The sequence below is a fragment of the Acinetobacter nosocomialis genome, from assembly GCF_041021905.1.
Taxonomy (GTDB): Bacteria; Pseudomonadota; Gammaproteobacteria; order Pseudomonadales; family Moraxellaceae; genus Acinetobacter; species Acinetobacter nosocomialis.
Genome location: NZ_CP157432.1, coordinates 146,045 through 159,764, shown reverse-complemented (window position 1 = coordinate 159,764; position 13,720 = coordinate 146,045). Strand labels below are relative to the sequence as shown.

General features: G+C 40.3%; 12 protein-coding genes and 2 tRNA genes. 4 read left to right on the top strand and 10 right to left on the bottom strand.

Going from position 1 to position 13,720, the window contains the following annotated elements:
- Positions 1-61: 61 nt before the first annotated feature.
- Positions 62-1,279, top strand: coding sequence for a DUF445 domain-containing protein (locus tag ABLC00_RS00735; RefSeq protein ID WP_170318172.1), 1,218 nt, complete (start codon positions 62-64; stop codon positions 1,277-1,279).
- Between the two features lie 58 nt (positions 1,280-1,337).
- Here ABLC00_RS00735 and ABLC00_RS00730 read toward each other — a convergent pair whose 3' ends face one another.
- Positions 1,338-1,775, bottom strand: coding sequence for a DoxX family protein (locus tag ABLC00_RS00730; RefSeq protein WP_004711072.1), 438 nt, complete (start codon positions 1,773-1,775; stop codon positions 1,338-1,340).
- Positions 1,776-1,969: 194 nt separating this feature from the next.
- Here ABLC00_RS00730 and ABLC00_RS00725 point away from each other — a divergent pair, with 194 nt between their 5' ends.
- Positions 1,970-2,611: a DedA family protein gene (locus tag ABLC00_RS00725; RefSeq protein ID WP_033846979.1), complete on the top strand. Its 642-nt coding sequence runs from the start codon at positions 1,970-1,972 to the stop codon at positions 2,609-2,611.
- A gap of 8 nt (positions 2,612-2,619) precedes the next feature.
- Here the strand turns inward: ABLC00_RS00725 and ABLC00_RS00720 are convergent, their stop codons facing one another.
- The 5 genes from ABLC00_RS00720 to ABLC00_RS00700 all read right to left on the bottom strand — a co-directional run bounded on the left by ABLC00_RS00720 (position 2,620) and on the right by ABLC00_RS00700 (position 5,453).
- Positions 2,620-3,210: a LysE family translocator gene (locus ABLC00_RS00720; protein WP_004883927.1), complete on the bottom strand. Its 591-nt coding sequence runs from the start codon at positions 3,208-3,210 to the stop codon at positions 2,620-2,622.
- A 214-nt stretch (positions 3,211-3,424) separates the two neighbouring features.
- Positions 3,425-3,811 (bottom strand): hypothetical protein, encoded by a 387-nt coding sequence (locus tag ABLC00_RS00715; RefSeq protein ID WP_033846978.1) that lies wholly within the window; start codon positions 3,809-3,811, stop codon positions 3,425-3,427.
- Between the two features lie 10 nt (positions 3,812-3,821).
- Positions 3,822-4,664: a ParA family protein gene (locus ABLC00_RS00710; RefSeq protein WP_002054248.1), complete on the bottom strand. Its 843-nt coding sequence runs from the start codon at positions 4,662-4,664 to the stop codon at positions 3,822-3,824.
- Positions 4,665-4,740: 76 nt separating this feature from the next.
- Positions 4,741-5,133 (bottom strand): SirB2 family protein, encoded by a 393-nt coding sequence (locus tag ABLC00_RS00705; protein ID WP_033846976.1) that lies wholly within the window; start codon positions 5,131-5,133, stop codon positions 4,741-4,743.
- A gap of 11 nt (positions 5,134-5,144) precedes the next feature.
- Complete coding sequence (locus tag ABLC00_RS00700) at positions 5,145-5,453, bottom strand: BolA family transcriptional regulator (RefSeq protein WP_000051228.1); 309 nt, start codon at positions 5,451-5,453, stop codon at positions 5,145-5,147.
- 230 nt (positions 5,454-5,683) lie between these two features.
- On the opposite strand from ABLC00_RS00700, the gene ABLC00_RS00695 reads away from it, so the two are divergent.
- Positions 5,684-5,759: transfer RNA gene (locus tag ABLC00_RS00695), tRNA-Gly, on the top strand.
- A gap of 45 nt (positions 5,760-5,804) precedes the next feature.
- Positions 5,805-5,880 (top strand) — tRNA-Gly (locus tag ABLC00_RS00690).
- A 170-nt stretch (positions 5,881-6,050) separates the two neighbouring features.
- Here the strand turns inward: ABLC00_RS00690 and ABLC00_RS00685 are convergent.
- From ABLC00_RS00685 to ABLC00_RS00670, 4 genes are read right to left on the bottom strand one after another with little or no spacing between them, the layout of a single operon-like run.
- A complete protein-coding gene (locus ABLC00_RS00685) occupies positions 6,051-6,812 on the bottom strand; it encodes a 4'-phosphopantetheinyl transferase superfamily protein (RefSeq protein WP_033846975.1) in 762 nt (253 codons plus the stop codon).
- Positions 6,805-8,670 (bottom strand): alpha/beta fold hydrolase, encoded by a 1,866-nt coding sequence (locus tag ABLC00_RS00680; protein ID WP_033846974.1) that lies wholly within the window; start codon positions 8,668-8,670, stop codon positions 6,805-6,807. Before ABLC00_RS00680 ends, ABLC00_RS00685 begins: the two co-directional genes overlap by 8 nt.
- A 52-nt stretch (positions 8,671-8,722) precedes the next feature.
- Complete coding sequence (locus ABLC00_RS00675; RefSeq protein WP_033846973.1) at positions 8,723-9,994, bottom strand: hypothetical protein; 1,272 nt, start codon at positions 9,992-9,994, stop codon at positions 8,723-8,725.
- Positions 9,991-13,716: an outer membrane lipoprotein-sorting protein gene (locus ABLC00_RS00670; protein WP_044423418.1), complete on the bottom strand. Its 3,726-nt coding sequence runs from the start codon at positions 13,714-13,716 to the stop codon at positions 9,991-9,993. Before ABLC00_RS00670 ends, ABLC00_RS00675 begins: the two co-directional genes overlap by 4 nt.
- Between the last annotated feature and the right edge of the window lie 4 nt (positions 13,717-13,720).

Below are 13,720 nucleotides of genomic sequence, written 5' to 3'. Positions count from 1 at the left end.
TATGGCTTGTTGCCCCATATCAAAATCAATAGAAATCTAAGGAACAACAATGCTTCAAACTATGATTGCAGATTTCCAGCAACATTTTTGGTTGTATGTCTCTATTCCTTTCATGAGTGGTTTAATTGGCTATGTCACTAAAGTGATTGCCATTCAAATGATGTTCTCACCACTTGAATTTAAAGGTATTAAACCGTTTTTTGGCTGGCAAGGTATCGTGCCTCGTAAAGCTGAAAAAATGGCAACCATTGCTGTTGAACTCATGACAGCCAAGCTGATTAAACCCGAAGAAATTTTTGCGCGCCTTGACCCAAAGCGTATTGCCAAAGAAATTGAAAAACCATTAATGGCAGCAGCAGAAGATATTACGCGTGAAGTCGCGCAAGAGTATCAACCCGGTTTATGGGAAGGTATGCCTGAGTTTGCCCGCCAAAGACTGATCCGTAGAGTGCAATCAAAAGCACCGGAAATTGTCGAGCACATCATGAGTGAAGTGCAACGTGACGTAAATCGATATTTTGATATTAAGCATTTGGTGATTAGCAACTTGCTTAAAGATAAACGTCTACTCAACAATATTTTTAAGCGTGTAGGCAAACAAGAATTTAAATTCTTCAGTAACGTTGGTTTTGTATTCGGTTTTGGAATTGGTGTAATCCAAATGTTGTGCTGGATTATTACTCAAGGCAAATACCCTTGGATGCTACCGCTATTTGGTGGATTTGTAGGATTCTTTAGTGACTGGATTGCTCTACAAATGATGTTTAGACCGCTCTATCCGAAAAAGATATTGGGCTATACATGGCAAGGTCTATTTATTAAACGTCAAAATGAAGTAGCGGCTGACTACGCAGCCTTAATTTCCAAACAGCTTTTAACTTCACGTCATATGATGGAAGAGTTGTTTTCAGGTACTCACTCTGCACGTGTAATTGAGTTGGTTAACCGCCATGTTAAACAGGAAATTGACATGCAAGCAGGTGTAATTCGCCCACTTGTTGTATACGCGATTGGCGGCGAAAAATACCAGAATATGAAAACACAGGTTGCAGAACGTATTATGCAACAGCTGCCAGAGACCATGAAATATGTTGAGTCGTATGCAGAAGATGCGATGAATATTCGCAGTACTTTAATTGAACGTATGCAAAAATTAACACCATCCGAATTTGAAGGCATGTTACGTCCTGCGTTCAAAGAAGATGAGTGGGCACTCATTGCAGTAGGCGCCGTACTTGGTTTTGTTGTTGGGGAATTACAAATCCAGTTTATGCTCTAATTTTTAAATATAAAAAAACCGGATGAATTGCTCATCCGGTTTTATTTTGTCTTGAATATTATTTTTCAATTGCATGGTCTAAGCTAATACGTCCAGCGCCATGAAGCATCAAGAAGAACAAACCACCTGCCATTGCAAAGTTTTTCATAAAATGGATGCCATTATTATATTGCGCTGCTGCATCAGCACCACCTTGGTGAAACAAGAATGCAGTCAAGATACTAAAGATTCCTAGACCAAAAGCTGCAAAACGCGCTTGGAAACCAAATAACAAAGCTAAACCACCACCGAACTCAACCAAAATGACTAATGGTAGAATTCCACCTGGAACACCCATAGCTTCCATATAACCTACTGTTGCTGCATAACCGGTAATTTTCCCCCAACCAGCAACAAGAAAGATGTAAGCGATAAGAAGACGAGCAACAAGGCTAATGAAACTATCCGCGCCTGGTTGCGTTACGATATTTTTGACCACCACATTTGGATTAAACATACAGCCACCTTTATTTAAATGCTTATTTGTTGATGAACTCATTCTAGGTTTGGGACATTGATAATTAAATACTCAAAATCCATATATATCGTTGCACAAATAGGATGATCAATTTGTATATTTTTGATGTTTTATACTGACTTTCGATAGGCTCACTGCTACGATTTGAGCACGGTTTACCACTTAGTCATCTCATGGAACTTCTTGATTTTATTCTACACGTTGACCAGCATCTCGCCGAATTTATTACAAATTACGGAGTCTGGATTTATGGCATTTTATTTTTAATTATTTTTGTCGAAACCGGTCTAGTGGTCATGCCGTTCTTACCGGGAGATAGTTTATTGTTTGCAGCAGGTGCTTTAGCGGCATCTACGGGTAAGATGGATCCATGGTTACTGGGTGCTCTACTTTTTATTGCAGCAGTTTTAGGCGACACTGTGAACTATCATATTGGTCGTTTTATCGGTCCACGTGTGTTTGAAATGAATTCCCGACTCATTAACAAACAGCATTTAACCAAAACTCAAGAATTCTTTGCCCGTCATGGTGGCAAAACAATTATTTTTGCTCGTTTTATTCCATTTGCCCGCACCTTCGCCCCTTTTGTTGCCGGTGCTGGTAGTATGAATTATAAGTTTTTCCTGACATACAACCTAATTGGAGCATTCTGTTGGGTGGCTTCTTTTGTAACGTTAGGGTATTTATTTGGAAATATGCCAGTTGTGAAAGATAACTTTACCCATCTTATTTTCGGCATCATTATTATTAGTGTTTTACCAGGTATTATTGGATTTATCCGCGAAAAATTAAAGAACCGTAAAGCTAACGTTTAAGGGTTCCTTTAGAAGAAACGAAATACCACCGGAAGCATACACAAAATAAGTAACATGGCCGATCCTTTATATAAATGATCGGCTTTTATTTTTTGCATTGAACCCGTTAATAAAGCACGTCCAAAAATCATCCAGAAACTCGCAGCAGGAATAAGGGTCAAAGTAAAAGCAGCAAAGACCATAAGAAAATTTTCGGGCGAATTCCATGTTTCAGCTGGGAAAATACCAGCTGCAAACAGTAAGGACTTAGGATTCTTTAAAGTTGAGAAGAATAGTTGACGTGGGCGAATATTGCGATGGTTCTGGCTAAACTGTTGTAAATGTGTGGTTTTCCATAAACGGAATGCCATCCAGAATACATATAACACACTCGTAATATGCAAAATGAGTAGCAGCGCTGGCCAGACTGGAGCTGCTAAATGAATAAACACGGCCCAAAAGCTGATGCCATAGGCATAGCCTAACCATTGCATTGGAATAAGCCAGAATGTTTTAGATAAACCTTGTGAGTGAGCTGCGGTTGCAAGTAATGCATTTGTCGGACCAGGGATAAGCAAAACAGCCAACATTGCTAATACAAAAAACCAGCTTTCAATCATAAAGTTTCCACATTGATAAAGATGCGGCAACCTTAAACGAAATAGGCAAAATATAGCAAGTTTAGTGAGTATATTGACTAGAAAAAATACAGCCACTTTAAAGTTATATTTTAAAAAAGCTTTTGATTTATATTGATTTTATTATGAAACATTTTGCTAAACTTTATTCATCACAATATGCTTTGATTAGCATATTGTGATTCAAAATTGACTATTATTTCACCTTTTTACGAACAATAATTGGACAATTCTTAAACTGAGCAGCCTGAACAATTGCCTCTTGTTGACCCATTACACGTGAAAGTTCAGTGTTCTTGGTTGAAGAAGATTGCCCCATGTTGACAGAGATGGATGGACCGAATCCCCAACCGCCTCGTCCCCAGCCGCCACCCAGTCCAACGCCAACGCCCATACCTGTACTTTTTGGAGTCTGTACACCATTGTCGATATATTGTTGAATACGGTTATATTCACTTTGCAGTTGTTGGCAACTCAAAGATTGATACTGTGTCGGAGACACATAAGTCGGTTTTACCGTCGTGGCACAAGCGCCCAATAGTAAAGTGGCTGCTGCCAAAGGCACAAGATATAAGCCTTTCATCATTTTTCTCTTATCGTTTTGGTTCAATTTCGCTGAACAATGCCTCATAAGATTGAGTCAATTTATGTTCTGGCGCCAAGTGAGCCAAAGGTAAATTTTTCTGATGTGATTCTTTCATTAAAATTGATGGTGGTAACATGCTATTAAGTACAGGTAAACCTTCATCTTTTAACTGTTGAACCACTTCCCGCGGTAGTTTTGCTTGGGACTGGAACTGATTCACCACAATTCCCTCAATTTCCAAGCGGTCATTATGATCATCTTGCGTTTCGAGAACATTTTCAATCAATGTTTGTAACGCACGTTTTGAAAATACATCACAGTCGAAAGGAATCAGAACTTTATCTGCAGCAATTAAAGCAGACAAGGTAAAAAAATTAAAAGCTGGTGGTGTATCAATATAAATGCGGTCATATCGTCCAATTAAGCTTTGAATTGAATCACGTAATTTATAAATTTTATGTTTGCTTTCAAGTGCATGTTCAAGAGCACCGAGCGTAGGGCTAGCCGGAAGCACATCTAGTTTTGCAAAAGATGTTGAGTGTACAAAACTGTCGAGATCTTTATTACGAGGGGCTTTTAAAATTGAGCCTATAGCATTACCAATTAGACCTTTTTGTTGATTATTCCCCAGCACATCTTCAAAGAAGTTTTCAATATTTGGTTCTAAAACTGCTTTATCAGCAGCGTATGTTGCCTCTTCACCTAAAAGGTATTGGCTAGAGTTGGCTTGAGGATCAAGGTCGATCACCAAGGTCCTTAAGCCATGTTTGGCACTAATTGCAGCCAAATTTACAGTAATACTTGATTTCCCTACACCGCCTTTTTGGTTAAACACCACACGAGTTAACATGTTTCCCTCTACATATTTTTTTACTGTATGCAGTTTAACCTAGAGCTTAAGCAAAAAGGCAAAGAATGTAGAACAATTAAGCAAAAACCGGTTTCACGATGACCAAAATAATAATGGCAACAAATGCGATTGCACTAATAACCAAACCCGCACGGCGCTGGGCTAATAAAATAGTGTCATCCTTTTTAAAGGCTTTCATTAATGATGATAAGAGCACTAAAAATAAGATAATTTTAGCGTAAAACCACGGCTGGACCTGAAAGTTCTTCATTACCAGTAAAATCGCACCAGTAATAAAAACGACTGTAAAAGATAGATGCTGTAAAGCAACTAACGCTTTACGCCCTGCTGGGTTAAGTTGTTGACCTTGTACACCAATAAACAGTGTAGAAGCGCGTAATACAAAAACCATAAGTGCGGCTGCTACCGCAGTCATATGAATAATTTTAGTGAGTAAATGTGCGTCCATAAACTAAGCCCTTAGCTCTTAGGTGCATGTGCACATTCTGGACTCGCTGGCGCTTGACCTTGCCACTCACTTGGTAAATAAGCGTGAATTGCTAAAGCATGGATTTGTCCCGGATTCATTAAATCAGAAGCCAAGGCATAAACTTTTTGATGACGTTGAACCAAACGCAAGCCGTTAAACTCTTCACTCACCACAATCACTTTAAAATGTGATTCTTTACCTGGAAAATATCCACCGTGGCCAGCAGACTCATTAATGACTTCTAAATGGCTAGGTGCAAGGGTTTGTAACCGTTCAATCAACTGTTGTTCAAGGCTCATAGCTTTTCCTTTTACGATTATTCGTATATTTAGACCTAGTATACCCTGTCTACACACAAACAAAAGTTGCTCTTGTACGCTTTGACTTCAAACAAAATGTCTATTTATTCGGCAACTTATCAATAAAAACGGCTCTAAATACTCATTTCTGTTTTTATTTTATGCAATCAGCATAATTATTTGCATAAAGTTGTTGACCCTTGTTTTGCTTAATGTATTATAAGCGGCACGCGGGAATAGCTCAGTTGGTAGAGCATAACCTTGCCAAGGTTGGGGTCGCGAGTTCGAGTCTCGTTTCCCGCTCCAAATTGGTTTTTTTTGAGAAAGTTTTAGTAAAAACTGCTCATATATGCGGGAATAGCTCAGTTGGTAGAGCATAACCTTGCCAAGGTTGGGGTCGCGAGTTCGAGTCTCGTTTCCCGCTCCAAATTTAAAAAGCCCTAGTCAAAAGACTGGGGCTTTTTTCTTTTTATCGATCCTTATTTTTTACTTTATCAATTCACAGCATAACTTACTGAGAAGAACCTGGTTCAAGTCCAACGAAAGTCTTTCTAGCTTCTACCCGATTCACCTTTTTAAATTGCCAGTTACATCCATTTAATTATATTTACAAGGTGTCGGCTTCATTGGATGCATAGATATACACGGCAATAATTGGAAACAGTCCATATTAAAGCGTTCTATATGGTGGCTCTGCTGTAAACATATGGAAAAGATAAAATTGCAGTCATAGATATAACTTTGAAAATAATAATGTTCTGTTTTTTGAGCATTATGAGTTGCATCAAAAAACTTTATATGTTCAGAAAAGATACGGAAATTCAGCTTCTTTAAATGGCTACTCATTCCTTGACCAGTACATTTAATATAGGCTTCTTTCAAGGTCCATATTTGAAAAAACCGCTGATATACGCTGAATGGGTCAATCGGTTCATTTTCCTGAATCCACTCTATTTCACTTAGGTCTAAAACGCTATCAACCCGCTTCCATTGGAACTCTCGATTCACTCGTTCAACATCAATACCGATTTCCCCTTCTTCAGTCACAGCAAGGACAATAACGTCCGCTGAATGACTAAGATTAAAATAAATCGTCTTACTACCTTGTATAAAAGGTTTGCCGTTCGGTTGTAATTGAATATTGACTTGATGGGCTGAAATACCCAGCTTATCTGCTAGAACAGACTTCGTTAAGACACGAGAAATTAAGAAAAGACGCGCTGCCTGAGGAAGATATTGATCATATCTCAACTTTTCTGCGGCATTGAGAAAGCTGAGATAATGACTCAATATGAGATGGTTATCTGGTACCCGTGAAACTGGGCAAATATAAACCTGCACTTGAGGTATATCAGACATCACTAAGTTGTGCTGTAGTACTGATATACTTTGTCAGAACTGGTGTGAGGTAATCATAAACCGCTTCTACATGGGTAATGTGTGGATTATGACCTGCGCCAGCAATGATATGTACAGGAATATCAGGACTTATTGGGGTAACAATTGGATTTTTCTCTCCAATAATAATCTCGACTTTAGATCGAAGCTCATTGAGCAGAGTAGTTTGAGCGGCTCGTTGCTGTGGCAAATTAACGAGATGCATATACTCGCTAATATGCTTAGATACTGGTACACGGCATAATGAATCCATCGCATAGCCCACTGACGGATTTTTTTGTCCATCTGGATGCAGATCTTTAGCAATGATATCTTTCGGCACAAAACGGAAAATTAAATTAGAGATGGCCTGTATTTGGAATATTTTAGCAGCCCGCGCCTGTACAAAATAAGGTGATATCAGGATAAGGCGAGCAACTTTATCTGGATATTTCTTTGCAAGATTCAATGCAAAAAGACACCCTAACGAGTGAGCAATCACAACACTATTTGGTGCTAAAAGCTTTGAAGCAACATCAATAAATTGATGGTTGTTATCTTCCATTATCTCATAACTACCCGAACGCCCAAGTCCCGGTAGATCCATCATAGCGACCTGATCATATGTAATTCTATTGATGATTGGAGACCAGCATGCGCTATCAAATGGGATTCCATGTAAAAATAATGCAGAAGCTTTTTCTGAACCAAGCGACTGTTTAATATAGGTTTCTGTCCAATATCGACTCTGATAGCTGAAACGACTCGGTGTAGCTACTTGCATATGACCAAAACGTGTGAGTACCAGACGATCAATCCAGTGAGAGAAATAAGGAGTAGTATTGATTAGATCAGCAATCCCCATCTTCGTTGCCATCATCTCTGTTTCAGCGACTTGATAGTTTTCATTAGAAATGAAAGCAAGTTGCTCTTTGGAGCTATCAAGCAATACTTCAGGTAATTTCTCGAGTAGAATTTTAGGGAGTTGCAAATGTGGTGTACTCACTCCTAAATACTCGGCAGCCAGATGGATCAGGTGATGAAATTTCGGCGTCGCAGGATCGAGCAGCATATACTCCTGAGCAATGGTTTCAGGATAAAACATGGTGCGGATTAGGAAGCTTACAATATATTGCATATTACAAAGTGGTAAGAATGTGTCACGGCCACCAGGCAGTGCCATCAGTCGTCCCTGATATAACTTACCAATCATTTCGGCAATACCAATATATTGCATATCGCCATAACGATAAAAACCATCAATAACTGTAGCAGGATGTATTGCAGTCCATGGCACATTTAAACGCTTACAAGCCTCAATGAAAGCTTGATGACCTAAAAGTTTCGAAGCCTCATAACCGCCGTATTTACGATATAAATCATCAGGTGAACCTTTCGGTGGAGAAACCATGCGATATCCACCAATCCAGATGAATCGCTCAAGCTGTTTTAATGTTGCCGCCCACTCAATCAAGGCAAGGCCTGATTTTACATTGGTAAGTTGAGCATCAGCTTTACTAATTCCCCAATTAAATGATGCAGCCAGATGATAAATAACATGGATCTTCGTTTGAGTATCCGCTAATAGAGAGTCCAGCTTAAAATCACGGCTTAAATCATATTCAACAAAAGAAATAGAGGGATCAATCAGCCCTTCTGTTGCAATGAAATCTAATAGTTTTTCTTTCTTGGTTGGAGCATTACGCAGTGCAGCGATTACTTGATGACCTTCACGTAAAAGTTCAACAATTAATCTGCTTCCAATAAAACCAGCTGCACCTGTTACTAATATAGTTTTCCGTGAAAAATTATCTTTTTTTGCTTTATTTAAATTATCCATAAATCACCTTATTAGGGATTGCGAGCTCCAGTATTACTTGAAGCGGATTATCTTAAAAATTATATCGAATCTGGGCATATACCAGACTGTTATCTCTAAATTGTCCAAACACAGTATCATTTCTGCCCCAGAAGCGATCGCCACCTGCATTCAGCTGCCAGTGATCATTGAGGTTGTAATTAATACGTACTCTTAGTAACTCATTCGGTTTGGGCGCAAAATAGAACCCTGTTACTTCTAACTTTAAATTGTCATTCAGCAGGTTAAGTGCATAGCGCAGCATAGCTCCATACTGATTTTGCTGATATTGATCACTAATTGTTTGCTGATAACGGTAAACTTCTCTCAATAATGGATCTGTCAAGCTATCGGCAGACCTTACGTCCTCTGTATGTTTGTACACACCCATTAAGCTTAGCGTAGTATTTTTTAATGACCATTCGGGTCCCATGACCACGGTTAAATTATTTTTCTTATGCGTAAGATCTTCGCTGCCATCCGAGTCAGTCTTTGTATATGCAGCTTCACCACGCCACACGATATCGTTACGGTTATAACTGAAATCAATCCCATAGACAGACATAGGATTATTTTTCAATTGTAACGTTGCTCCTGTTGGAGATAACGACTGCAATGACAGATCAGGCATGTGATCTAAACCTGAAAAATACGATGCACCTACATCTAGACCATCTACGGAATAATCCCAACGCACTGCAAACGCAGGACGGCTCTTACGGTCTATGTCATACTGAACACCAGCAATCTGACGCAATGGAATCACATCTGAACGGCTACGCGGATACCATAATGCCGTCCATTTATTAGTTCCAGATTCAGGAATATACGTCAATTTGAGTGCGTCATTTCCAAGACGTTGATCTGTCTCATCTGGCACTAGACGCGTATAGTCACGAGGCGAGAGATTATCCGTCGGGTTAATCCCATCAGCTCTCCCCCAGACCACAATCTGGCGACCAAAGTCGAAATAAAACGTTTGATCCCAGTTATAAGATGCATACAACTCACGTAAGTTGCGATTCACCTTACTCACCTGATCCGGATTTACAGTATGGTCCGTTTCGTCTCCAATATTTATATCGTAATGGATCTTAAACGCTGGGTTAAACTTAAGCGTACCATTGGACCAGAAACTTGCTTGTCCAATATTTTTTAACGAACTTAAATCACGATCTGATGACCACACATCGAGTCTGGCCGAGTTCTGGCTTACAAAACTAATTTCGCTGTCATCTGCATAAGCATGTTGCAGTAGCATAAAGCTACTACAGCATGCAAATACCCAATAGGCACCTTGCGTCATTTTTCAAGGCTCTGCGGTGAGAAAAGCTTATCGGATAAAGTTTTTTCTGCGGCAAAATCATTGACGATAACTTGCGTCATATGTTGAGTTTGCAAGTTTTTCGCCATAGATTTCATGGCCTGCCATCTTGGTTTCACTTTGCCGTAAGGACGGATATCGGTGAACTCAATGTGCTTTAACGGCTTACCTGCGGTATCCCAAATGTCGATGGTTGCTGTAACAAAGTTGTCTTTGAGTATGCACATGCGACGTTTGCTATAACCAAAGTCACTCTTCACCGTATTATTGATTGGCGTTGCTTCAATCATGTAGCAATCTTTACCATTAAATTTGCCATCTGCCAGTTTCGTGTACTTCCAGTCACTGAGCTTATAGCCAAGTACATCACCATAACTAAAATCGGTACCAATAAAAGCATCGCCCTTATTCGCTGATGCTAGTCGACGTACTTTTTTCAATGCAGGCAAATAGACAAACATGCTATCACTGCCTTTTGCATTTTCAATCAACAGTGTAGTAGTGCCTTGGACATCCGCTGGCGAGATGAACTCAGTCAAACGCATATTGTTCTGAGTATTTCCAGCAAGCTTAGTCATATTTTTAGTCATACGTACACGTTGCTCACCATTTTTAGACGTCAGAATAAATTTGGCGCTAGCAGTTGAAGACAAGAACTTAGAGGCATCATCACTACGATTAACAATGTCTTGAGCCTCATCTGCATGTGATGTTTTAGGTAGTGAAAAAGTAAGTGCCGTACCCAACAAAAGGCTTGTCACGACAGTTTGTGCAACAGGAATGCTCTTCTTATTTGAAGAAAAGATAAAACGTGGTTTTAGCATCAAAATCATTGTAGGTACCATAATTAAGGTTGCAAATACACTGAAAAGCATCGCAATCACAATAAACAGCGCTAGCCATTGATGTACGTGGAAGCCCTGTGATAAGGACAGTACACCATAACCACCAGCAACCGCAGTCGCGACGAAAAGAGAAGCCTTACCAGCTGTACTTAAGGTTTTACGAACAGCATCTTTGATATCTCCGCCTTCTTCACGCAAGATTTCACGCAAGCGATAGAGGAAGTAGATGGCGTAATCCGCACCGATACCAACAGCCATGGCCGAGATGAGAGAGTTTGGAATATTGAGGGGAATATTGAGCCAACCCATTACCCCAAAGATCGCAAGAATTGAGAATAAAAGGGGTGTCAGAACGATCAGCCCAGCTGAAAGTGAGCGGAAGACCAAAGCTGATATAAAGAAGACGGCAAATGAAATTTGTAGAATATTCATGAGTTTGCCGTGGACCATTGTTTCAGTTAAAGCAATAGTCTGAGTCACGTCACCACCAAAACTTACTACAGCTTTATCACCGAATTGACCTGCCATATAAGTTTTTAACGATTCAAGGATTTCTGTAATGCGATGATTACTACCTGTTTTCATAAGAATCGTAATCTTGGCATAGCGCTGAGTGGTATCAATGTAAGAATCAAAATCTGTCGGCTCACCAGACATTGAATACAACAGTAAATACTGAGCAACAACATCTTTGGTTGCAGGAACCTGAAATGCCTGTGGCTGATCGGCATTCATGGCCTGATTCATTCGTTTGATATAGTCCACAATAGAGATTGTTTTACCGACCTCTGGAATTGAATTCGCGAACTTTTCTGTATTATCAATTGCTTTGAGAATTTCAGGGTTTTCGATACCATCACGAACTTTAGTATCGACCATAATGTAAAGGCTATTTGTTCCACCAAGAGACTGATTCAAAAATCTGTCGTCTTGCTGCATTGGCAGGTCACGCGAGAAGAAATTTCGACTATCGTTATCTACTACAATACGGCTGGTGCCGATAGCAAGTAAGACACCTACTACCGCAATCGCAGTCATTAACATCATTCGCGGACGAACTGACAAAATAGCATCACCAATACGGTTTGGAATCCAATCCCATATCGGTAGACCTTTACGTTTGACCTTCGTAGCAGAAGGTGGTGGCAACATCGAGCGCAGTGCCGGAATAAAAGTCATCTCAATCACGAGTGTACTAATGATCCCGATCCCAGTAAAAATACCGAATGAACGAATAGTCGGAATATTGAAAGTTAACAGGGAGAAGAACCCAGCCGCTGCAATTCCGCCAGCCAATATCATAACAGGACCAACACGGACCAGAGATTGAACAACAGCTTCACTATTGGCAGCTTTAGGCTCCATCCCTTGAGCAAGCAAACGGTCAAAGTCTTCGTAGTACCGCTTTAACAACTGTACGGCATGACCTGCTGCGATGGCCAAAATCAAAATTGGTGTAGGCGAGTTAAAAATATCCATCGGCTGTTTAAATAGGCCCATCATGCCCATACCCCATGCCACAGACAGCAAAGCTGTAACGAGTGGCAAGATCAACCCCTGCTTACTGCGAAATGCTTCAAAGTGCAATAAACCTATCACCAACACAGCAATTGGGAACAAGATATTGATACGCTTAGAATAATCTTCAGCTTTATCGAGATAGACGGGATTGCCACCAACACTGATGGTCATATCTTTAGATTGTTCGCTCTCTACAATTTTGTTGATTGGAGCCATCATCTTCTGGAAGCCTTCCGGGCTTTCCTCAAGCTCAAGCAAAATTGCAGCAGTTCTTTGATCTTTAGATACGACTGAATTCATATAGGTCGGGTTCATTGCCAACATTTTTTTCAAATGATCGATATCGTCCTGAGTTACAGAACTGGTTGGCAATAATTTCTTGGCATCAAACCCTTCCGAATTAGCCATGATCCCTTTGGCTTGGCGTGCAGCCAGACTCATCATCGTAGAACGAACTACGCCAGGTGCATTGTCAACTTCTTCGGTAATATGTTTAACTTTTTCTAATACTTGCGGCTGATAAATATCACCTTGTTTCGGTGTAATGCCGATCACGACCATATACTTGGAACCGAATTTCTTTTCGATCAGTTTGGTCGAGGTGATATAAGGATGCCCATTAGGTGCAAGTGCGCCCGGATCAATAATAATTTTTACGCCCGATGCGAGATATGCCAAGACAATCGTTAAGAGCATGACTACGGTCAGCACAATACGGCGATGGCTGAGAATCCAACGCGCATATTTTTCCATCACTGGATGAGTCTTTTGAAGTGGTGTTTCGATCTCGTGTGATTTTTTATCGGCCTCTTGTGCTGGCTCTTCAATCTCTTGTGATGGCTTCTCGATCTCTTGCGACGGTTCTTCGATCTCCTGTGCTTGCTGACTCACTGCCTCATAGGTTCCACCCTTTTTGGCCAGTGCTTGGAGATTAATAAGATCTTTCTTGAACTGGGCAAGAACCATCTTTTTTAGCAGTGCATCGGGAAAGACACCAAAAAAGCCGCCTGGTTCAGCCACAAAAAGCCACTCAATCCATGTACCTTCTGGATGCGGTTTAAAGTGGTAAGTACCCGTATAAAGAAAAGGTCCTTCTAGCACTTGAAAGGCATATAATTCGTTAGGTACCAGATGAGTAATTTCACCTTTAAAGGCCAACTCACGACCCGCAAAGGTCAAACCGATTTCATACCTACTGCCCACACGCGGAGTATTATCTAGTAGCTCAGAATGCTTACATGACAATTGCCAGCTTACATCATGACCCGGGTTGGCGAGATATTTAAAGACCTTATCAATATCGCCTGGTATGAGGAAAGCATGTTCTATGGTCACCATAGTG